The sequence below is a fragment of the Okeania sp. SIO2C2 genome (assembly GCF_010692625.1).
Classification (GTDB): domain Bacteria; phylum Cyanobacteriota; class Cyanobacteriia; order Cyanobacteriales; family Microcoleaceae; genus Okeania; species Okeania hirsuta.
The window spans coordinates 1-22542 of the sequence record NZ_JAAHGM010000039.1; the positions used below are offsets into that span (position 1 = coordinate 1).

Here is a 22542-nt window from a genome sequence, read left to right on the forward strand (position 1 = left end):
AATTTACACTATTGAATAGCAATGGTTTAAATGTTTATGAACCAGATGATGACAAAGTAACCGAATTATATCAACAGTTTTTCAAAGCATTAATACCAGGAGGTATATTAGTAACTAGCTTTTTAACTCTACCCCCAGATTTAGACTCCAATTCAGAATGGGATATGAATCAAGTAAATCTAGATGATATGTTACTTTCAAAAATACTATTGAGCGATATATTGAATGTTAAATTTACAGGATTTAGGAGTTCATCAACAACTAAATTACAATTACAAACTGTTGGATTTGATGAAATAGAATTTATTTGGGATAACGCGAGAATATATCCCACAGTAACAGCGCGTAAACCTAAATAGAGTGTGGAGAAGCTGTTGATTTGACAGATATTCAGCAGTAAATTAAAATCAAAAGTCTAATTTAATTAAAATAGAATTATGACTCAACAATCTCAAGAATTTAATGAACAACGTATCCTCTCTCATGGAAATCAAAATGAAACTATTGAACAGACCATAGAAAGGATAAAACAAAGAATTATTCAAACTGGAGATAAACCCCATGTTACTGTTGCCAGACAATTAGAACTTCTTAATGAATTAGCAGGTTTTCCTTTAGGACAATTTTTATTGCAAAATGGAGGTTTTAATGGATATTGGATAGATTATGTAATGGAACATCAGTATCAAGGAAGGGTGACAGGTATTGATAGCGAAGGTCGTAGTTTAACAGAATTGGAAAAATTTTTGCTGGATAAAAGTTTATTGTCTACACAACAAAGATATGTCAATTTCGGTAAAGTTATTCAGGATTATGTGCAAGATGGTTTAGTTTTTGCTTCTTTACCTTGTGGAATAATGAGAGATTTGTTGAAGTTGGATTTTTCAGGTGTAGAAAATTTTCGTTTAGTGGGAATTGATATTGATTATGAAAGTTTAGAATTAGCAAAAAAATTAGCTGAAGAATATGATTTATTAGAAAAAGTAGAATTTCATCAGGAAGATGCTTGGAATCTGCCTTTTCAAGATGAATTTACACTATTGAGGAGCAATGGTTTAAATGTTTATGAACCTGATGATGAAAAAGTTACGGAGTTATACCGACAGTTTTTCAAAGCATTAATTCCAGGAGGTATATTAGTAACTAGCTTTATTACTCCATCCCCAGGTTTAGACCCCAATTCAGAATGGGATATGAATCAACTAAATCTAGATGATATGTTACTTACAAAAATCCTATTTGACGATATATTGAATGTTAAATTTACAGCCTTTAGGAGTTCATCAACAACAAAATTACAATTACAAACAGTTGGGTTTGATGAAATAGAATTGATTTGGGATAATGCAAGAATATATCCCACAGTAGTAGCTAGAAAACCTAAATAATAATGTGGATAAACTGTTGATTTTACAGATATTCAGCAGTAAAATCAACAGTGAAATTTAATCAAAGTAAGTCAATGAATAAACAATCTCAAGAATTTAATGAACAACGTATCCTCTCTCATGGAAATCAAAATGAAACTATTGAACAGACCATAGAAAGGATAAAACAAAGAATTATTCAAACTGGAGATAAACCCCATGTTACTGTTGCCAGACAATTAGAACTTATCAATCAATTGGCAGATTTTCCTTTAGGGCAATTTTTATTACAAAATCGTGGTTTTAATGGTTATTGGACAGATTATTTAATAGAACATCAGTATAAAAGAAGATTTACTGGTATTGATGCAGAAGGTCGTAGTTTAAGAGAATTGGAAAAGTTTATATTGGACAAAAATCCTCTTCCCCTTGCCACACAACAAAAACATATCCATTCTGTTAAAGTTATTCAGAATTATGTACAAGAGGGTGCAGTTTTAGCTTCCTTACCTTGTGGGGTAATGAGAGATTTGTTGAAGTTGAATTTTACAGGGGTAGATAATTTTCGTTTAGTAGGAATTGATCTTGATTTCCAAACCTTAGAACAGGCAAAAAAATTAGCTGTAGAATATGGGTTATCTGAAAAAGTAGAATTCTATCAGGAAGATGCTTGGAGTCTCTCTTTTAAAGATGAATTGACACTATTGAGCAGCAATGGTTTAAATATTTATGAGCCTGACGATCAAAAAGTAACCGAGTTGTATCGACAGTTTTTCCAAACATTAATACCAGGGGGTATATTGGTAACTAGCTTTTTAACCCCACCCCCAAATGTTGACCCAAATTCAGAATGGGATATGAATCAGATTAATCCAGAGGATATGTCACTTTCAAAAATTATATTTTTTGATATATTAGATATCAAATTTACAGCATTTAGGAGTTCATCGACTACAAAATTACAACTACAAAATGTTGGTTTTGATAAGATTGAATTTATTTGGGATAATGCCAGGATATTTCCAATAGTAGTAGCTAGAAAACCTAAATAATAATGTGGAGAAACTGTTGATTTGACAGATATTCAGCAGTAAAATCAACAGTGAAATTTAATCAAAGTAAGTCAATGACTAAACAATATCAAGAATTTAATGAACAACGTATCCTCTCTCATGGAAGTAAAAATGAAAGTCTCGAAGAAACCATAGAAAGGATTAAACAAAGAATTATTCAGACTGGAGATAAACCCCATGTTACTGTTGCCAGACAATTAGAACTTCTTAATGAATTAGCAGGTTTTCCTTTAGGACAATTTTTATTACAAAATAGTGGTTTAAATGGCTATTGGACAGATTATGTAATGGAACATCAGTATCAAGGAAGAGTTACTGGTATTGATACAGAAGGTCGTAGTTTAACAGAATTAGAAAAGTTTATTTTGAATAAAAGTCTTATGTTCCTTGCCTCACAGCAAAGATATGCCCATTTTGGTAAAGTTATTCAGAATTATGTGGAAGAAGATATAGTTTTTGCTTCCTTACCTTCTGGGGTAATAAGAGATTTGTTAAAGTTGGATTTTACAGGTGTAGAAAATTTTCGTTTAGTGGGAATTGATATTGACTCTGAAAGTTTAGAATTGGCAAAAAAATTAGCTGAAGAATATGGGTGATCTGAAAAAGTAGAATTACATCGGGAAGATGCTTGGAAGTTGCCTTTTGAAGATGAATTTACACTATTGAATAGCAATGGTTTAAATGTTTATGAACCAGATGATGACAAAGTAACCGAATTATATCAACAGTTTTTCAAAGCATTAATACCAGGAGGTATATTAGTAACTAGCTTTTTAACCCCAGCCCCAAATGTTGACCCAAATTCAGAATGGGATATGAATCAAGTTAATCCAGAGGATATGTCACTTTCAAAAATTATATTTTTTGATATCTTGAAGATAAAATTTACAGCATTTAGGAGTTCATCAACAACAAAATCACAACTAAAAAATGTTGGTTTTGATGACATAAAATTTGTTTGGGATAATGCCAGAATCTGCCCAACAGTAGTAGCGCGTAAACCTACATAGAGTGTGGAAAAGTTGTTGATTTTACAGATATTCAAAAGTTAATTAAATTAACAGTTGTCCGAATTTAACTGATATACCCAATGACAGAATTACATGAGAAGCAACAACAGTTATAATTGAAAAATACAAACAACAAAATAGTTGAAATATCAATCAGAGGATATTAAATTATGGCATACGATTACGATCTATTTGTGATAGGTGCAGGGTCAGGAGGGTTAGCATCTTCAAAAAGGGCAGCATCTTATGGGGCAAAAGTAGCGATCGCTGAAAATGATTTAGTAGGAGGTACTTGCGTCATAAGAGGATGTGTCCCAAAAAAACTGATGGTTTACGGTTCTAGATTTTCCCACTTGTATCAAGATGCGGTAGGTTATGGTTGGAGTGAAGTAGAACCTAGTTTTGATTGGCATAAATTAATAGATGCTGTAAATACAGAAGTTCTACGTTTGAATAAACTACACATCAGTTTCCTGGAAAAAGCAGGAGTAGAACTAATAGAAGGATATGCCAAATTTATCGACCCCCATACCGTAGAAGTAGGCGATCGTAAAATCACAGCAGATAAAATCTTAATTGCTGTTGGTGGGAAAGCAGAAAAAATAAATATTCCTGGAATTGAACATAGTATTACTTCCCGCGAAATGTTCCACCTCAAAGAGCAACCAAAAAGAATGGCAGTTTGGGGAGGCGGTTATATCGGTGTAGAATTTGCCGGAATTTTAAATGGTGTCGGTACTGAAGTTACTCAAATTATTCGTCGGGATTTAATTTTACGAGGTTTTGACCAAGACATCCGCAGCAATATTCAAGAAGGAATGACAAAACATGGAGTAGACTTCCGCATCAATACAAATGTAGAAAAAATTGAGAAAGTCGAAGAAGGGTTAAAAGTTCACCTAACAGGAGAAAATGCCGAACCTTTAATTGTCGATACATTCCTCTGTGCAACTGGTCGCAAACCAAACTTAGAAGGTTTGAACTTAGAAAACGCTGGAGTAGAAACAGTTAGTGGTGCAATTGCCGTTAGTGGAAACTGTCGTACCACTCAACCAAATATTTATGCAGTGGGAGACTGTATAGATAAAGCAAATTTAACTCCTGTTGCTATTGCTCAAGGTCGTGCTTTTGCTGATACAGAATTTGGTAATATCCCTAGAGCAATTTCTCTAGAAAATATTCCCACAGCAGTTTTCTCAGAACCAGAAGGTTCCACCGTAGGTTTAACAGAAGCAGAAGCTAAAGAAAAATTTGGTGATTCTATCAAATGTTACCGCGCCAAGTTTCGCCCAATGTTCCACAGTTTCACGGGTGCAGATGAGAAAGTAATGGTGAAATTAGTGGTTGAGAGTAATACTGACCGCGTTTTAGGAGTACATATGGTCGGTAAAGATGCAGGAGAAATTATCCAAGGAATGGCGATCGCTGTTAATATGGGTGCAACCAAAGCAGACTTTGACCGCACTATTGGTATTCACCCCTCCACTTCAGAAGAGTTAGTAACTTTACGTTGAAGAAGGTGGTAGGTTACAGCACTTTTGCCGATCTCTGACCTCACGTCACAAACAAAACCCTGTAGGGGCGAATGGCCATTCGCTCCTACTACTGTCTACTCCTGAAGACTGACTCCTAACAATGAGTTTAGTGATCTACTCAATTGAAAAGCGCTGTAAAAGAAGTAAGAATAAAAAAGTAAAACCGAAGTTGGAAGAAACAATTTAGGTAGAAAAAGTGGCGTTAGTGAAGCGCGTGTATGATATTAATCTTAATTCTTTAGGAGTCAACCCACCCCTCGCCCCTCCCCCTCCCAGGAGGGGGAGGACCGAGTCAGGAGAGAAGAAAGAAGAAGAAAGAGTAGTAGAAGGAGAAAGTTTTTTGTTCGCGCTCTTATCCGGACATGATATCATATCTCAAATCACCAACGCCAAAAAACTTAGTCAACCTTCTTTACCGGTTAAACAGTTATAGATTGGTTAAGTAAGGAGTAGTCAGGAGTCAGGAGGAGAGAGAATCACAAAGATGAGCGTAGTTATGACGATTGAAGAATTTTTGATAGTCCTGCATGGTAATGGTAGGATACATATTTTTTAATTTCTCCCACACTCCTCATCTCCCCATTTCCCACAGTCCCCATCTCCCCATCCCCCCAAACTCCTGGTGCTTCCTTTACCATTACTATGCACCACCACCGAATTTTTTTATTTCCAATTAAACGGATTTGATATAATTTGAAAAAAAAGGATTTGATATTAATTCATACCTAACCAAATATTGAGAGGTAAAATTTTATGTCCCCAGCTTTGATTTCTGCTGTATTAAGATTATTGGTTACACCCTTAACTATTAGTTCTGTTATTGTAACTCCTAACTATAATAATGATGCTCAAATAATTAGTCAAACAACAAAAGTACAGGAGTCACAATCAACAGAAGAAGGTGTATTTCAACAACTAAATCTTACACAAGAACAAACTGATAAAATTGTGGCAATTCGTCAGCAACATCAACAGCAAATTATTCAAAGTTTAGAAAATTTGCGGGATGCCCAGGAAGAATTGAATCAAATGATAATTGCTACTAATACTGATAATCAACTACGGCAAAAACATGGCGAAGTTTTACAGTTGAGAAAAGATTTAGCAGAATTACAATTTAATACCATTCTCAAAATTAGAGAAGTGCTAACTCCCGAACAATTACAACAGTGGTCAAAGTTAATGCAGCAACGCCGGGAATCTCTCAAAAATCGCTAGTTAAATTAACTTTAAAGACTAGAAGTACTGGTGGTTGGCATGAGTATTTTATAGTAAGTAAATTCTGGAATAATTTATAGCCAGCCTGATTTATAAAATAATATGATATAAATATATAAAACTGATTCGATCGTCGCCAAAATTATCGAAGAAAAAAACAGTCATTACTAGTCATTACTAATAAACTTTACAAAATAATTATTACAAGTTTTGAAAAAAATACTTTAGCAAGATAAATTTAAAAGCGTTTCTGTACGGAAATGCTGTTTGCGGAGCATTCCGGTACGGAAAATGCTGATAGCTAGTTAATACCATTTGGACAAATATTAGCTACTAATTACCCTGCCCTATTCTTGACTTTAAACAAAAGAAATGCTGAATAATTACACTTATATTTATTTACATGGATTTGCCTCTAGTCCCAAATCTAATAAAGCTATATATTTGCGCGATCGCTTCGCAGAAATCAACCTCAATCTTAATATTCTAGACTTAAATCAAAATGATTTTTACAACCTAACTTTGACAAGACAAATTCATCAAGTAGAGTCAGAAATCACAAAAAAATCTACACCAATAATATTAATTGGCTCTAGTTTTGGTGGTTTAACATCTACTTTTTTAGCAGAACGAAATTCAAATATTAAAGCAATAATTTTACTTGCACCAGCCTTTAAATTTTTATCCCATTGGCAACAAAATTTAGGAGAAGAAAAATTACAAAAATGGCAGCAAAGGGGAAATTATTGGATATACCATTATGGAGAAAAAAAATATTCACTATTGAGTTATAATTTTATGCTTGATTTGATCGAGTATGAAGAAAAAAATTTAAAACGTACTGTACCAACTTTAATTTTTCATGGTTTAAATGACAACGTGATTCCCATTCAAGCTAGTCGAGATTTTGTTGCCAAACGCTCCTGGGTAGAATTAATAGAACTTGATACTGACCATACTTTGGGGAATGTTATGGCAAAAGTTTGGCAGGAAATTAATCAGTTTTTAAAGCAAGACTTTAGTTAGATAAATAATTAAGATAAGGTTATAAATATTGTCGGAGTAAAACAATATTAATTATGATGACAATATGTCATAAAAAAAAGGCGTAAGCAATGAATGAAGTTAAAACTATACAAACTTTAGCAGTTGATATTGGTGGCAGCGGGATTAAAGTAATAGTCTTAGATGAAACAGGAGAACCTATCACAAAACGTAGTCGTGTCGAAACACCAGACCCAGCAAAACCAGACCCAATATTAAAAGAGATTGTCTCTTTAGCAGCAGAACAAGGAGAATTTGACAGAATATCCGTAGGTTTTCCTGGTGTAGTTATGGATGGTGTGATTAAAACAGCAGCAAATTTAGATTCTGACTGGATAGGGTTGAATTTGGCAGCAGTGCTTTCAGAACGCTTGGGGAAACCCGTGCGAGTTGCTAATGATGCTGATATTCAAGGACTAGGAACAATTGAAGGCAAAGGAGTAGAGTTGGTAGTTACTTTAGGAACTGGTTTCGGTTCAGCATTGTTTCTAGAAGGAAAACTAGTGCCAAATTTGGAAATGGGTCATCATCCATTTCGCAAAAAAGACACTTATGAGGAACAGTTAGGAAGAGCAGCATTAGATGATATTGGTAAAAAGAAATGGAATAAGCGCTTAGAAAAGGCGATCGCTACTCTACAACATTTATTTAATTGCGATCATATTTATCTTGGTGGTGGCAATACAAAAAAAATTGAATTTGAATTACCAACAAATGTAAAAATAGTGCCTAATGTAAATGGTTTATTAGGAGGAATTACTTTATGGAAAGAATAATTGGCGTTGGTAAATTAAGGTATGATATTAATCTTAATTACTTAGGAGTCAGGAGTCAGGAGTCAGGAGTCAGGAGGAAAGAAAGAAGAAGAAACAAGGAATAGAAGGAGAAAGTTTTTTTGTTGGCGCTCTTATCCGGACAAAATATCATACCTCTTTTCACCAACGCCTAATAATTAAGTAGTCATAGTTTTAGTATTTCTCTATTAGACATAGGCGCGATCATCAAAAATCAAATCAATCCCATACGCATAAATCATCAATTATTTCCCCCTACTCCCTACTCCCTACTCCCTACTCTCTCTCTTTCGGAGATGCCTATTTAGTTAGGATTGACTAATGTTAAAAGCTTTTGCTTAACTTGAATATTAAAAACATCCCATTTTTTTTGAGCATATTCACTGTTAAAATTCAAACCAGAAAGAAAATCTATAGGAATTTCAAAACCTCCTGCTTGGCAACACCCTCCACCGAAAAAATGTCCTTGGGTATCCATTCCAAAAGCTTCTTTAATAAACTCATCTGGATCTAGAGTAATTTTATTAGTTCGCAACGATCCAGTGACTACTTCTAGTTCTTTTTCCTCATCTTGAACAATACCATAAACAACAGCAGTATGAACATTTTCTTCTGTGATTAAAAAGTCAGCAGCTTGAGGAATAACATCTCGATCTAAACCACGAAGATAACCAACACCAGAAATAGAAACATTGTTATATATATATATATAGCGATGAGACAAAGCTCTTTCAATAATATCAATCACCAGTTGAGACCTAGAAGATTGTAGCACCGCATTTAATAACGTTGCATCATAAAAACGACTTAAATAAGCCGTCGCCAGAAAATCTTCATCTGTTGCTTGTAATAACTGATTTGTATCAGACCTGATGCCATGCATCAAAGCTGTAGCACATTTTATATGTTCGATAGTATTATTATCAAATTCTAGTAATCCTGCTTGAATATATTGGGTTAAGATAGTAGCTGTAGCTTTGATTTAAGGCCGAATATCTACAAACTCTGCCTTTAAGTTTTCTTGTAGACTATGGTGGTCAATAACAGCCACTACAGGAATAGTTTTTACCACCAGTGAAGTGAGCTGACTGGTAGTACCTTGGTTATCAATAAAAACACATCCTTGATAAACAGATAAATCCTTTTTTTTAGAAGTTTCTACTGTCTACTTTTGGACTGGCAAACCAGTCAATTTAACAAGTGTAATATTTTCTTGATGACTCATATCATGTCCGGTAGCATCGGTATTGTATAGCAAAGGTAGGGAACAGGGAACAGGGAACAGGGAACAGGGAACAGGGAACAGGCAGGAATACTTAAGGGCAATAAAAAAACTTAAATTCCCTGTAGATATTCACCCTTGAGTTTACACAAACGCGCCCCAGCGGATATGATATCAGAGTACCAGTATAAACAAGATCACACTGAATATTATATTGTTCGGCAATTAACTTATAAGCCAAAGCTCCTGAAAGTGCATCTAGGTCTGGAAAATCTTGGAGAATAATTAATTGACGAGTATGAGAATGCTTCTCTAAAGTTTCGATTAAAGCATCTATTTTTAAATTAGTAGGAATTGGGATAATTTTAGATAAAGTTTGACTAACATATTTTTTTAGTCAATTCCTGATTTTTAACTTGAGAATGATTGAGCATAATTATTTTTTTAGACAACTAATAACCTGTCATAAATTCAGTTGATTTCCATTGATTTTGTGGTTGAAAGAGGACATTAATTTTGTACAATGATTCTAATTTTGGGACAATTATCAGAAATACTTTTTGGATTAACCGTTTGATTTCAAATTATCCTCTTTCATTGATCCTATTGTTTGTAGAATTTATCACCTCAAGTAAATGTTTAGCTATCTCAACTAGAATGCAGGTCTTGGAGAGATGTGTCAAGTTCCATTCTTTGTTTAGCTTGATGTAAAAAGTAACCACTCATCATCGCAGAAGCCAACATTTGACCAAGATTTTCTCTGCTAGTAGTTATAGTCATGGCAAAATGCTCTGGTGGTAAATGTCCCAACATTCCTCTTAAATTTTGTTCCATAATTTGAGCAACTTCTGGTTCTGGTTTAGAAAGTTGAGCTACAGTTTCTGGATTCAAAGATTGAACATATTGCCATAATACGTTATCACTACTGGATTGATTGGCAGAATATTCAGAGGGATGACTTGGAAGGTTATTCATAGTACTTATCTAGAATTAATAGAGTTTAGTATTTAGTTACATATTAGCAACTTTTTCCAACTCCAGTATTAAGAGTGACCGAACTTTTCGATCCGGTTTTTTCTACTCTAGCCAAACCGTATTTCACGTTTGACAGTTTGTGGATGGATTTTGTTAAAGAAGCACCTCAGCGGTCAGCACCTCAGCTATCAGCAGATTTTTTTTGAGACACCCTGGGAGAGCGAAGCATTCCGGAACGAAAAGGAGATTTCAACTCCGACTCAACCATCCAGCTTATAAGAACCGGGGATTTTGACTGATAGCTAGTTAAATAGAGGAAATAAATCTTGAATGGCGATCGCTACTCAAATTTCCTAGTTAAATTTATATTCCTTCCTATTGTTGAACTAAGCTTTATAATACTTATTCTACTAAGCTTAATACATGATATACTTATGATTTAGTAATCTAAATAATATTCCTTAAAAGTTATGGGTCGTTCAAAAAATAATTCCTCTAATATGAATGCTAAAGGCGATCGCGTAGTTTACTCAGAGTTTGGTAATAATGCTACCTCCCCAGCAACAGAAAGAGCAGTACCAAACTTACCTCCAAATCAACAAAATTTAAAAGTACAAGCATCTCGCAAAGGTCGCAAAGGAAAAACAGTTACCATTATTAGTGGGTTTCAGTCGAACCAGGAAGTTTTGACAACTTTACTGAAACAGCTTAAAAATCAATGTGGTGCGGGTGGCACTGTGAAAGATAATGAAATTGAAATTCAGGGGGAACATAAACAAAAGTTACTGGAGATTTTAACTAAATTGGGCTACAAAGCTAAAATTAGCGGTGGTTAAAGAAGCTCCTCAGGAATCAGCAGATTCTTTTTGAGACACCCTAGGAGAGCGGAGCATTCCGGAACGGAAAAGAGATTTCACGGCCGTTCAGAAGACGGGGTTTTTTACCGAATAATTAGGGCTTGCTGATTAAATCTAAAAGCATTGACATATAAAGACAAGTGCCTTTTTGAGGTCGAAAAAAGTGCCTGGTTTTCAGCTCTTCATGCTCATGCATGGAGCGTATTTTAGGCAAAAGTTGGGCAGAGAAATCATTCTTATAATTCTTACTCCTACCTACTCTAAATTCCCCGTTCCTCCTGTCTCCTGTCTCCTGTCTCCTACCCTCACCCATAAGACTTTTTCAGCAAACCCTAATTAAGGTTTAAAGCCTCTCCTTTAAAGGAGAAACAAGCGGTCGTTAGCGCAGCTTCCCGTAGGGTGGGATGGCGTACTTCGGAGCGGCTCTGTTACTCTTCGGGTCTCCTCGCTGTCCACCAATCGACCAAGAGAAGAAAAATTTTTCATTATTAGTCAATCCTATCCGTTTTCAAGGAGAGGTAATAATTAATAATTAATAATTAATTATTAATTGTTGAATTCTAGCTCTAAAAGCTGAAGTGCTGATAGCTAAAAGCTGATAGCTAGTTAAATATTAGCAAAAAATGGGTTGGTTAGGAAATAGATTGATATAGCGTTTCTCAGCCTAATGAGTTACACCTATGTTTATTTGTCTTCTGTTGCCTGTTGCCTGTTATAAATTTGCCAATAATATTTATATAGCTAATATTAAGAACGATAATTGTTGCGGAATTTTGATTTTAGCTTTGTAGTTTTAAATAAGAAGTAATTAAACTTATATTAGTGGAGATATATAAATGTTTAGAACAGTTGCTTTAGTATTACTAGGAACTTCTGTTGGTTTTGGATTTTCTCTGGTAGGTGATGGTAATGGGTTTGCTATTAAAGTACCTCAAATAGAAGCAGGAAAATTAGAATGTCGTTGGTTACCTGAAGATACCTCTAATAACTCTTCTATTAACGGAGAATTCTTGGAGCCTAGATATTAGACTTGCTCTCAAGTCCTATTTTAATTACACATAATTTCTCAATGTAGTGAGAAAAGCTATATTTTATCTTTCTTTTTGAATTCTAATAAGTAGCTCTACTTAATTAAATATAAAACGGTCTAATATGTAGTTGTTTCGATTTCCTCTATGATTCATTTCCTCAATAATTACCATTACCCAGATTTGATATAATCAACCTGTCCCGATAATAGCGCAATAGAACTCTGTTCCGCTTACGCGACCAAAAACCTTATTCCTTTAAACCTTTCTTTCCCTTCTGCCTTCCTTCCTCCAAAGTGTAAGTATTCAACCGGACATTACATAACTACTGACTCGTAAATTTATCTACAAGTATATCAATACTCTCTAATACCTGCTGAAACTGTTGGGCTAAAATTAAAGCTTTGGTAGATAAAACTTCCATATCGGCAGTTTCACTTCGTAGATCCTGATGTAGAGAGGCAGCAGACTTGTAGAGGATATCTGCTCCAATGTTACCTGCTGCTCCTTTGAGGGAGTGAACCAAATATAACGCATTCTTCAAATCTCCGCAGTTTAGTGCTGTTAGGATTTCAGTGTCATACTTTTGTTGAGAAGTTTGAAAGAGTCTCAGAATGTCCAGATAATCACTCCATTTACCACCCGTAAACTCTAAACCCAAATTGACATTCAGACCAGGCACAGATAATTTAGCAGTCTCTGGAATATCAGTCTTTTCTAGGAGAAGACTAGGGATATTGTTCGTGGGTACAGAGGAACTGTTAGTTGGAATAATCCACTTCAGGAGAGTCTCATATAACTCTTGAGGGTTAACAGGTTTGGATAGATGATAATTCATCCCTGCTGCCGAACTTTTAGTTTTATCTATATCCATAGCATTAGCTGTCATAGCAATAATCGGCACTGTGGCAAACCATTCTGTTCCACTGTTGTCCTCCTTTGCCAGAGAACGGATACGGCGAGTGGCCTCTAGTCCATCCATTTCCGGCATCCGAATATCCATCAAGATTAGGTCGTAAATCTGCTCCATAACTTTAGCGATCGCTTCTTTTCCATTGGTTGCGCAATCTACTTTCAAACCTACTTTTTGCAGCAATTCTTGGGCGATTTGTTGGTTCACTGGATTGTCTTCTACCAGTAGAATATCAGCCCCCTGAATTGCTTCAAATTCTACCAAGTAGGACAATTGACTTTCTCTAGAATCAGTGAATACCGGATAATCAGAATCATCATCAGGCTCCCAGAGGTAGCCCAGTTCTAGTTCAAAGTAGAATATACTGCCTTTACCGAGTTCGCTCTCAACACCAATGGTTCCGCTCATGATGTTGACAAGACCTTTGCAAATTGCCAATCCGAGTCCTGTACCACCGTACTTACGACTGGTAAAAGCATCCACCTGTCTAAATGGCTGAAATAATTTTTCCATCTGAGAAGGACTAATACCAATTCCTGTATCTTGCACCTGAAATTTCAGGCAAACAGTTTCCTGGCTATAACTGAGTAGTTCAACTCCAATAGTAACACTACCTGTTTCGGTGAACTTGACAGCATTGCTCGCTAGATTCATCAACACTTGAGTTAAGCGCAGTGAGTCTCCAATCAAATACTGGGGAATCTCATCCCCAACCTGGAATAATAGTTCTAACCCTTTTTCAGCAGCTTTGAGAGCAAGAATATTTTTGATGTGATTGAGAATTTCATCTAATTCAAATGGCATAGATTCCAGTTCCAGTTTTCCGACTTCGATTTTGGAAAAGTCCAGGATGTCGTTGATGATTTCCAATAACGATCGGGCGGAACTCTGGATTTTGGTGAGATAGTCTTGCTGGTAGTGAGTAAGATCGGTTTGTAAAGCCAAGTGAGTGAGTCCCAGAATACCATTCATCGGAGTACGAATTTCGTGACTCATCAGGGCTAAAAATTCGCTCTTGGCACGATTAGCATATTCGGCAGTTTCTTTTGCTTCTCGCAACTGCTGTTGAGCTAATTTGTGATCTGTGATATCCTGTACCGTACCTATGAGATGCGTTACTTTGCCGGAGATATCCCGCATAGGTCTGCCACGATTCGAGGTATAAACCAAAGAGCCATCTGGTTGATAGATACGATATTCGATTTTGTAGGGTTGAGCAGTTGCTATGGCAGTCTGAACTGCACGGTCTATACTCTCGCGGTCTTCAGGATGAACAAGCTCTAGGAAATTTTCATAAGTTAGAGTTCCCACTGCTGGCAACTGTCCAAAAATGCGGAAAGTTTCCTCCGAACAAGCAACTACGCCCGTTGTTAGATTGAACTCCCAACTCCCAAGTTTACCTATTTCTTGTGCCGTTTTTAAATGAGCCTCACTTTTGCGTAGGGTTTCTTCAACTTGTTTACGACAGCTAATATCAGTAATTGTGCCAACATAACCGATTTTCTGCCCCTCTGTATCCCATTCTGCCACTGCTTGTGCATACACCAACTTCACAGTGCCGTCAGGATGTTGCAAGCGATATTCCATTTGGCCAGAATGCTTGCCTTGGATAAATTGCTTCCAGGCGGTAGTAACCATAACTTGATCGTCAGGGTGTAGACCCTGTTGCCATCCAGATCCAGTTGCTGCCTCTACAGAGATTCCAGCAATCTGACTCCAGCGATCGTTAACATAGGTACAGTTCCCTATCATATCAGTACGAAAAATTCCCACTGGAACAGTCGCAGCTAATGTTGAGTAACGATTTTCGCTCTTGATCAAGGCAGATTCTGCTCGTCGCCGTTTTTCCAGTTCAACCTTTATTTGTTCATAAGCTTTTTCCTGTTGGATTGCAATGGCAATGTGAACAGATAATCTTTGGACTGAATTGATCCCATTTTTTTCCCAGGCATAGGCACGATCGTGGCTGGCAAGAATCAGACCCCACAGTTCCTCTTCTACTATAATTGGTACAAGCAGGGTAGCACGAAAACCGAAACTTACAAGGATTTCTTGACTATCTGGACTTATATCTGATTCGTATACGTCATTTACTACCCGAATCTGACCATGGCGATACTGCTCCATCCATTCAGGTGTCACCCAGATATGGGCAAATTCTGCATCCAATAGCGATCGCTCACCTTCAGCAATTGACTTAGCAACCACAGTATCAGAAGACTGAGAATAGAATTGGTAAACCATCGCCCGATGGCAGTGCAACAGGGAGGGAATCTCTCGTACTGCTGTATCAAGAATGTTCTGCAAATCCAGCGACGACTTAATCTGGTCTGTGACAGTCATCATTATTAATTTTTCGCGCTTTGCCTTAGCCTTAAGATCATTAGTTCTCGCTTCCACCAAGCTTTCTAGTTCAACAGTGCGACTTTCCAGTAGTTTGATTCGCTCTGCTTCTAGGCGCACCACTCGTTGTTCCAAAACTTCCGTCAACTTGCTAACTTCCTGGGGATTGATAGCTTGCAAGAAACTGCTCTGTGTCACAATGCCTATAAGCTCTCCTTGTTCTCCTTTCACCACTAACTGACGGATCTTGTGCTCTTCCATAATTTGTTGCACAGTCAAAAGTGACGCTTCTGGTTTAACTGTCAGCAGCGGTTTACTCATCACTGCCTCTGCTATGGAATTTTCTAGATTTAGACCCAATGCCTGAAATCTAACCAGGTCTCGCTCACTCAGCATCCCCACCGGAATTTGCAGTGATTCTGTACCAGGTTCCACAATCACGATTGAACTAATATGGCGATCGCTCATCAGTTGGGCAATTGTCAACAGAGATGTCTCTAGTGTGGCACAAATCACCTTACGGTTCATTACTTCGCGCACCAGACGTAGTCGTAGCAGGTCAGTTGGTTGGCAAATTTGTCGCAAACTATCGTGGGTAATTAATCCAACCAGATGCTCGTGCTCATCTAGAATTGGCAAGTGACGAATCTGATGCTGCTGAAGCAGGTTAATTACAGAAAACAAATCGGTAAAATCATACTCAGGTATGGTAATGACTGAAGGTGTCATAATCTGACCCATTACCAAGCGATCGAGGGTTTTTTGCTGCGCACTTAAGCGGACTACATCCCGCTCAGTCATAATACCTACGACCCGCCCATCCTCAACTACTAACGCGCAGCTTGACCTTGCTCCTTGATGACAATCTTTTTTTGACCTATCTGCTTTTTTGGCATCACTGGTAAGCGATCGCTGGTTATTCATTAAGGTAATGGCATCTCTAACTGTTGTATCCAGATTAACAACCAGGGGATTCCTAATTATTGCCGATTTTAGGTCTGAGTGAGTCAGCATTGTAGTGCGAACAGAAACTTGACTAACACAAGCACAGAAGGAGGTAGCTGTAATATCTCCCTTGACCAGATAATCTGCTGATCCTAGTTTCATTGCTCGTACTGCAACCCGATCATCGCCCAATCCAGTTAGCACAATTACGGGTAATTGAGCTTTAGGGTAGTGAGTGGCAATTGCTTCTAAGAACTCCAATCCATCTCCATCCGGTAGATTTACATCAACCAAGGCTATATTTGGTTGCTCGGAGTGCCAGATTTCTATTCCTTCTTCTACAGTTTCCGCTTCTATTATGTGGTAAGTGCGTTCTGGATCTGATTGAAGATAACGAATGTAGGTGAGGCGATCGACCTCAGAATCATCTAGGAGTAAAATAGTTATTGTCGGCAATAAAGCTTCAGGTGTGCTAACATTGATGTCACCATGGGGAATTTTGCTATAGATTGATTTAGGCATTTTTGTGCTTCTTTGAGGAAGTAGTCAGTATGAGTGATAAAAATGCGAGTGATGGTAGGGTATTCAACCTATCAGGCCACCATTATTAATGGTTAAGCTTACTACAGCTAGATATACTAAATATTTAGATTGGCAAGTTAATGAAGTAAACTTCTTGATTCTATCGATATCCTATATTTTCAAAATAGTTAACAAGTTTTTGTTACTGTATTCATCACCCTAAAATATATTGTAGATTATAGTTTAATAGTGATAATCACGCAATACTAGGGATAAAATAAATAAATAGTTACTGTACTAGCACGGCAAATATTCTAATAGACATCTCCAGAAAAGAGGGAGTAGGGAGTAGGGGGAAAGAATTGATAATTTCTTTGTGATAATTGATTTGATTTTTTATGATCACCAGATGTCTAATATTAATAAGCCGATCTAAATCTAAAATATCTGGCGGTGTTTCTCCTTTTGTTCAATAGAAATAGGGGCTAACAAGAATGTATAGATGCTTTATAAATTCTTAATACAAAGGTGAAAAAAGAATGCGATAAATATAGCAAAGCTATGCTGCTAAATTAATTATTTTAATATCTATATTTACTAAAACAATATATTTGATATTTCCTGACTATTGAACTACTGACTATTAAAAATACCTTAAGTATTTGTGGTAAACATTTATCAAAATGGTATTATATTATATATTTATAAGTAGTAAAGCTAAATTAATTGTATATTATATCATGTTCGGATAATCACTTATAATAAAGTTTCGGTTTGTAGTTTTGCTCTAGCCCTTACAATACTTAGAAAGCATCTATAAAATAAATCTTAACGGATACTAGAAGGCTACTTAGGGTTTGCGCTCAAAAGTCTTATGGGTGAGGGTAGGAGACAACCCACCCCTAACCCCTCCGGTGGAGGGGAAGACAGGAGGAACAGGGTACTTAGAAGAAGTAGGAGTAAGAATTGTAAGAATAATTTTTCTGCCCAGCTATACGCCTAAAATACTAACTTTTTGAGCATTAAGAGCTGAAAACTAGGCACTTTTTAAAGGCCCCAAAAAGGCTAAATTCTTTATATGTCAATGCTTTGAGATTTAATCAGCAAGCCCTACTTATTGTTGGTCTACAGCTTTCACTGCTGAACTATTAGATGAACCTATCCAACTAATAAGACTTTTGCTAAAAACTCTAAATATGTTGATATTTAAAAACGAAAAATAAAGCTTTTCAAACACATTTTACTTAAACAAATAAACTTGTTAAAAATAGTGGGATAGCTTCATTTAACTATAAAGGATGCGCTTAACCCAACCTACATATTGTTGATGATTCTTGATAACTTCAATTACTTCTCTTCCATCAGTTCCTGGCAGATTTAAATCTATTAAAATCAGTGTAGGACGAGGAGCTACTTCAGGAGAATATTCTCCTGTCTGGAAAACAAAATCTAATGCGTTATCTCCATCTACACAGTGATATATAGGATACTCAAAACCTTGTTTCCTCAGAAGTCGGATTAATTTAGTGTAATCTTCCTCACTATCTTCAACTATTAGCAAAGATAATTTTTTTTGTTTATTTAGTAATTCACTCATTGATGATTAATTCTCTGATAATTTGAGATAGAATGTTGTTCCTTCTCCATAATTAGACTCCAGTCAAATTTTACCACCATGACGCTCAATGATTTTTTTGACTATTGTTAAACCCACCCCTGTACTGCCACCAAACTTATCTTTCCCATGTAATCGTTTAAAAAGTTTAAAAATTGTCTCTATATGCTTTTATCGAATACCTATACCATTATCTTTGATAGATATCATACAGGCAGATTATTCAGGTTTTTTATAACCAATTTCTACAGTTTTATGAGCTTTTTTATTATATTTAACAGCATTATTAATTAAACAGGACTTACGCAGGTACGCTATATGTACTGTATCTTCTAATTTGAGTAGGTTCGATTCTAGTTCATAGTTTTTGGGGACATATACTATCTAAAATACCAGTCGTTTTCTAGTAGTAATCAGAGCATAAATTTTTAGTAAAAATTGTTTAAATTTATTTAATAAATTCACCCAAAAAATATAATTGTTAGATGATTTTATTATTGTATAAATCTATAAAATATGGATTTTACTTATGTTGATTACTGTCAATATTTACTCAATTCTCAAACAAACTATACCATCACAAATTTAGCAAATCATCTACAAGATATTAGTCATGATACAATTAATCGTTATTTAAGAATAGCAAATTTAAACTATCTAGATTTATGGCGAAATGTCAAAGAAGAAATTGTGACTGACAAACAAGGTTATCGAATTTTTGATGATACAGTTATTAATCAGAAGTTCTCTGATCAAATTGAAATTGTTCGCACAGCGCTATAGTGGTAACGAACATCAAGTAATTCGAGGAATAGGAGTAGTTAACTGTATTTATTTCCATCCTAAAAGTGAACATTTTTGGATAATAGATTATATAATTTATGATCCAGATACTGACAAAAAAATGAAACTTGTTTAACTTGAATAGCTGAAGTTTTTTTGAATTAAGACTGAAGCGATCGCACACAACTATAGTGAAGATCGCCAAAATTATTATGCACTATATATAGTGTCTTTGCGTAAGTCCTGTTAAATTGCTAAATACTTCTTCCATGATAATTTTGTCACCATAAATTATCGGTAAATTTGGCGTTGCTGAGTGGTAATGATTTTGAGATTAACTTTGGGCGCAAAACATCAGTTTTTCAATTTTACCTTCAGCTAATAGACATCTCCAAGAATCAAAAATCAATATCTATAATCCCAAAGAAATTATCAATTCTTTACCCCTACAGCAAAGCTGCCTACTCCCTATGCGTGGAGTAGATGTCTAATTATCATTACTTTGAGATTTTTTCCTATTTTTTGAAGTTCTCCTTCTGCATAAATTATTGCTCCCGTTGCCCCTACTATTGTTAATAATTTTTCTCCAAATCAAATATAGTGTATAATTTGGTGATTATTGCTGATTTAACTACTATAATTAGTGCCATTGCCTAAGTAGTGGATATGTCTGCACCCTACCGTTGAAATGCTATATAAGTTATTGATGCTGAATAATTCTAGTTAATTCACTATTTTTTCATTAGACATCTCCAATAATAAAAAATCAAATTAATTCTCGTACATAAATCATTAATTATTTCCGCCTACTCTGTAGGGAGATTGCATGCAACCTCCCTACTACTCCCTCTTTTCTGGAGATGTCTATTAAGTAAAAGAAGAAAAATTTAATTTTCTAATTCCTCAACTAATTTCGGAACTCCTGCAGTTAATACTTCATTTCCTTCTGCAGTGACTAAAACATCATCCTCAATTCTAACTCCAATTCCACGCCAACGGTCATATACTTCCGGTTGACCTTCAACTGATTTAATATTCGGTCCGATATAAATACCAGGTTCCACAGTTAAAACTTGCCCTGGTTGTAAATTTTGTGGATTTTCTCCCCACTGATAAACACCCACATCATGTACATCTAAACCTAACCAATGTCCGGTTCTATGCATATATAAATGCTTATATTTTTCCTTTTCAATTATTTCGTCAATATTACCTTTTAACAATTTTAAATCAATCAAACCTTCCACTAATACTCGTACTGCTGTCTCGTGAAATTGTTTATAAGGATTTCCAGGTTTTACTTCAGAAATTGCTGCTTGTTGCGCTCTTAAAACCAACTCATAAATAACCTTTTGTTCTGGTGTAAACTTGCCACTTATAGGAAAAGTCCGAGTAATATCAGAATTATAATAATTGTAAGCACAACCAGCATCAATTAACAACAAATCATTTTCTTGCATTTGCCGATTATTTTCTATGTAATGAAGAATGCAAGAATTAGCACCAGAAGCAACAATAGAAGGATAAGCAGGAGTCGCTCCATGACGAGAAAAAATATACTCCATTTCCGCTTGAATTTGATATTCAAACTGTCCCACTTGAGCAAACTTCATCGCATGGTTATGAGCATCAACAGCAATATCAGCAGCTTTCCGCATTTGTTCTAATTCCGCAGTGCTTTTAAGCAGACGCATCGGATGTAAAACCGTACCCGCATCTTGAATGGCGATCGGACCAGTACCAGTTTTCGGATAGACCCGCATCAAATTTTGCCAATGTCGCAGAATAGTTTCATTGAAGTGGCGATCGCGTCCTAAACGATAATATATTTTATCGGCACCCTTCAAATATTCAGGTAACTTTTTATTCAGTTCATTAATAGAAAAAGCTGCATCAGCACCATACTTTTCCTTAGCAATTTCCACTCCAGCACGATAACCAGTCCAAGTTTCTTTTGCTTGGTCTTTTGGTTGCACAAACAAAACAAATTTATGCTTTTCATGGTGTGGTGCAATAACTGCCACAGCTTCCGGTTCATTAAAACCAGTTAAATAAAAAAAATCGCTATCTTGACGATAGGCATATTCTACATCATTGTGCATGACAGCCATTGGCGCACTTCTAAATATAGCCGTACCATTGCCAATTTTTGTCATTAGTTGTTTGCGTCTTTGTTTATATTCTGTTGAAATTGTCATATTTTTCAGAAGTAAGAAATAGGTAAAATATTTTGATTTTGGGATAAATATTTATATTAGAGCAGTTATTGAGTTGATGAGGTACAAAGTTTTATTGCTCTAAGCAACAGCTCATCTGGCTTTATTGGAATAAATAGTCTTATAACTGTACCTCACTATCCTCAAAAGTTCTGTAAATACCCATTTTTTTGCTATTTAAAACTATAGCATTAACATTCTATTTGATATAGCATTTGAAGGAAAGGTTAGGAAAGATAAAAAGCTTAAAACTCAGACAACGCAATATTTTTTCTTTTTCTTCCTTCTCTCCTAGATAACTAAACCCTTCCTTCTTATACCAATTACCATGCATTAATTCTATACTTCCGATGCGACTTCAGTTATTAAGTAATAATAGTGGTTCAATAATTTTGGTAAGGATTATTGGCATTAAGCCAAAATATATTATGTTTTTGAACCCTACTCCCTACTCTTTAGTCTCAAGAAAATGTAGCAATAATGCGCGATATTTAGTATTATTCCTTTTATACCAATTTGATAAACGTTTGTGACAAATGCTAGAAGCAATAAATAAGGAAAAAGCAAGAAGGAAGAAGGAGTAAATATTGAAAACAAAAGGTAGATATAACTATCTAAAATTAACTGGATCAGCTATTTTTAAGCATATCAGATCAAGATGCACTTTTCATAGTATTCTTTATTTTTAACCGGTATTATTCCTTCTTATTTTTCTCCCAGATAACTAAAGCCTTCCTTCTTTTTCCTTCCTTCTTCCTTCTTCCCTCTTCCCTCTTCCCTCTTCCTTCTTCATATCAAATCCGTTTAATTGGAAATAAAAAAAATCTCCAATCGCCATAACTACGCTCATCTTGTCTTATCTTTCTTCTCCTGACTCGGTCCGACTGACTTCCCCTCCCAGGAGGCAGGGCTAATTCTTTGTCGTCAGAGAATATTCATAAGAAATACAAAAAATTATGCAAATATACAAATCTCTCCATCTCCCCATCTCCCCATCTCCCCACCTCCCCATCTCCCCATCTCCCCATCTCCCCATCTCCCCATCTCCCCATCTCCCCATAAATTTTTCTCTAGTGACAATA

General features: G+C 35.8%; 24 protein-coding genes. 14 read left to right on the forward strand and 10 right to left on the reverse strand.

Going from position 1 to position 22542, the window contains the following annotated elements; translation table 11 throughout:
- The 7 genes from F6K18_RS24710 to F6K18_RS24740 form a co-directional block, all read left to right on the forward strand.
- A partial coding sequence (locus F6K18_RS24710) for a hypothetical protein (RefSeq protein ID WP_287524972.1) occupies positions 1 to 359 on the forward strand: 359 nt, incomplete at its 5' end.
- Between the two features lie 78 nt (positions 360 to 437).
- Positions 438 to 1388 carry a class I SAM-dependent methyltransferase gene (locus F6K18_RS24715; protein WP_287524973.1) on the forward strand — a complete coding sequence of 317 codons (951 nt, stop codon included), beginning with the start codon at positions 438 to 440 and terminating at the stop codon, positions 1386 to 1388.
- Positions 1389 to 1462: 74 nt separating this feature from the next.
- Complete coding sequence (locus F6K18_RS24720) at positions 1463 to 2419, forward strand: class I SAM-dependent methyltransferase (RefSeq protein WP_287524974.1); 957 nt, start codon at positions 1463 to 1465, stop codon at positions 2417 to 2419.
- Positions 2420 to 2493: 74 nt separating this feature from the next.
- Positions 2494 to 3036, forward strand: coding sequence for a hypothetical protein (locus tag F6K18_RS24725; RefSeq protein ID WP_287524975.1), 543 nt, complete (start codon positions 2494 to 2496; stop codon positions 3034 to 3036).
- Positions 3037 to 3075: 39 nt separating this feature from the next.
- Positions 3076 to 3450, forward strand: coding sequence for a hypothetical protein (locus F6K18_RS24730; RefSeq protein WP_287524976.1), 375 nt, complete (start codon positions 3076 to 3078; stop codon positions 3448 to 3450).
- Between the two features lie 170 nt (positions 3451 to 3620).
- Positions 3621 to 4964 (forward strand): glutathione-disulfide reductase, encoded by a 1344-nt coding sequence (gor, locus tag F6K18_RS24735; RefSeq protein WP_287524977.1) that lies wholly within the window; start codon positions 3621 to 3623, stop codon positions 4962 to 4964.
- Between the two features lie 217 nt (positions 4965 to 5181).
- The gene (locus F6K18_RS24740; protein WP_287524978.1) at positions 5182 to 5418 is read left to right on the forward strand and encodes a hypothetical protein; all 237 of its coding nucleotides are present in this window, start codon (positions 5182 to 5184) and stop codon (positions 5416 to 5418) included.
- Between the two features lie 61 nt (positions 5419 to 5479).
- Here F6K18_RS24740 and F6K18_RS24745 read toward each other — a convergent pair whose 3' ends face one another.
- Complete coding sequence (locus F6K18_RS24745) at positions 5480 to 5623, reverse strand: hypothetical protein (protein ID WP_287524979.1); 144 nt, start codon at positions 5621 to 5623, stop codon at positions 5480 to 5482.
- 115 nt (positions 5624 to 5738) lie between these two features.
- On the opposite strand from F6K18_RS24745, the gene F6K18_RS24750 reads away from it, so the two are divergent.
- The 3 genes from F6K18_RS24750 (at position 5739) to F6K18_RS24760 (ending at position 8023) form a co-directional block, all read left to right on the forward strand.
- Positions 5739 to 6203 carry a Spy/CpxP family protein refolding chaperone gene (locus F6K18_RS24750; RefSeq protein ID WP_287524980.1) on the forward strand — a complete coding sequence of 155 codons (465 nt, stop codon included), beginning with the start codon at positions 5739 to 5741 and terminating at the stop codon, positions 6201 to 6203.
- A gap of 372 nt (positions 6204 to 6575) precedes the next feature.
- Positions 6576 to 7229 (forward strand): YqiA/YcfP family alpha/beta fold hydrolase, encoded by a 654-nt coding sequence (locus tag F6K18_RS24755; RefSeq protein WP_287524981.1) that lies wholly within the window; start codon positions 6576 to 6578, stop codon positions 7227 to 7229.
- A gap of 89 nt (positions 7230 to 7318) precedes the next feature.
- On the forward strand, positions 7319 to 8023 hold the full coding sequence (locus F6K18_RS24760) for an ROK family protein (protein ID WP_287524982.1): 705 nt from the start codon (positions 7319 to 7321) through the stop codon (positions 8021 to 8023).
- Between the two features lie 322 nt (positions 8024 to 8345).
- On the opposite strand, the gene F6K18_RS36830 is transcribed toward F6K18_RS24760, so the two are convergent.
- Positions 8346 to 8924 (reverse strand): hypothetical protein, encoded by a 579-nt coding sequence (locus F6K18_RS36830; RefSeq protein WP_353735158.1) that lies wholly within the window; start codon positions 8922 to 8924, stop codon positions 8346 to 8348.
- A 987-nt stretch (positions 8925 to 9911) separates the two neighbouring features.
- Entirely contained in the window at positions 9912 to 10238 is a 327-nt protein-coding gene (locus tag F6K18_RS24775; protein WP_124145837.1) for a DUF760 domain-containing protein, read from the reverse strand.
- Positions 10239 to 10708: 470 nt separating this feature from the next.
- Here F6K18_RS24775 and F6K18_RS24780 point away from each other — a divergent pair, with 470 nt between their 5' ends.
- Positions 10709 to 11074, forward strand: coding sequence for a translation initiation factor (locus tag F6K18_RS24780; protein ID WP_124145836.1), 366 nt, complete (start codon positions 10709 to 10711; stop codon positions 11072 to 11074).
- A 115-nt stretch (positions 11075 to 11189) separates the two neighbouring features.
- Here the strand turns inward: F6K18_RS24780 and F6K18_RS24785 are convergent, their stop codons facing one another.
- Complete coding sequence (locus F6K18_RS24785; protein WP_287524983.1) at positions 11190 to 11408, reverse strand: hypothetical protein; 219 nt, start codon at positions 11406 to 11408, stop codon at positions 11190 to 11192.
- 523 nt (positions 11409 to 11931) lie between these two features.
- Here F6K18_RS24785 and F6K18_RS24790 point away from each other — a divergent pair.
- Positions 11932 to 12123 carry a hypothetical protein gene (locus F6K18_RS24790; RefSeq protein WP_124145835.1) on the forward strand — a complete coding sequence of 64 codons (192 nt, stop codon included), beginning with the start codon at positions 11932 to 11934 and terminating at the stop codon, positions 12121 to 12123.
- Positions 12124 to 12448: 325 nt separating this feature from the next.
- Here F6K18_RS24790 and F6K18_RS24795 read toward each other — a convergent pair whose 3' ends face one another.
- Positions 12449 to 16846 carry a response regulator gene (locus F6K18_RS24795; RefSeq protein ID WP_287524984.1) on the reverse strand — a complete coding sequence of 1466 codons (4398 nt, stop codon included), beginning with the start codon at positions 16844 to 16846 and terminating at the stop codon, positions 12449 to 12451.
- 874 nt (positions 16847 to 17720) lie between these two features.
- On the opposite strand from F6K18_RS24795, the gene F6K18_RS24800 reads away from it, so the two are divergent.
- Positions 17721 to 17849 (forward strand): hypothetical protein, encoded by a 129-nt coding sequence (locus F6K18_RS24800; protein ID WP_287524985.1) that lies wholly within the window; start codon positions 17721 to 17723, stop codon positions 17847 to 17849.
- Positions 17850 to 18131: 282 nt separating this feature from the next.
- On the opposite strand, the gene F6K18_RS24805 is transcribed toward F6K18_RS24800, so the two are convergent.
- The gene (locus F6K18_RS24805; RefSeq protein WP_287524986.1) at positions 18132 to 18443 is read right to left on the reverse strand and encodes a hypothetical protein; all 312 of its coding nucleotides are present in this window, start codon (positions 18441 to 18443) and stop codon (positions 18132 to 18134) included.
- 63 nt (positions 18444 to 18506) lie between these two features.
- Positions 18507 to 18626, reverse strand: coding sequence for an ATP-binding protein (locus tag F6K18_RS36835; protein ID WP_353734854.1), 120 nt, complete (start codon positions 18624 to 18626; stop codon positions 18507 to 18509).
- Positions 18627 to 18977: 351 nt separating this feature from the next.
- Here F6K18_RS36835 and F6K18_RS24810 point away from each other — a divergent pair, with 351 nt between their 5' ends.
- Complete coding sequence (locus tag F6K18_RS24810) at positions 18978 to 19244, forward strand: hypothetical protein (protein WP_287524987.1); 267 nt, start codon at positions 18978 to 18980, stop codon at positions 19242 to 19244.
- Between the two features lie 887 nt (positions 19245 to 20131).
- Here F6K18_RS24810 and F6K18_RS24815 read toward each other — a convergent pair.
- From F6K18_RS24815 to F6K18_RS24825, 3 genes are all read right to left on the reverse strand, one after another.
- Positions 20132 to 21442, reverse strand: coding sequence for an aminopeptidase P N-terminal domain-containing protein (locus F6K18_RS24815; protein ID WP_287524988.1), 1311 nt, complete (start codon positions 21440 to 21442; stop codon positions 20132 to 20134).
- A 742-nt stretch (positions 21443 to 22184) separates the two neighbouring features.
- A complete protein-coding gene (locus F6K18_RS24820) occupies positions 22185 to 22310 on the reverse strand; it encodes a hypothetical protein (RefSeq protein WP_287524989.1) in 126 nt (41 codons plus the stop codon).
- A 104-nt stretch (positions 22311 to 22414) separates the two neighbouring features.
- Positions 22415 to 22540, reverse strand: coding sequence for a hypothetical protein (locus F6K18_RS24825; protein ID WP_287524990.1), 126 nt, complete (start codon positions 22538 to 22540; stop codon positions 22415 to 22417).
- Between the last annotated feature and the right edge of the window lie 2 nt (positions 22541 to 22542).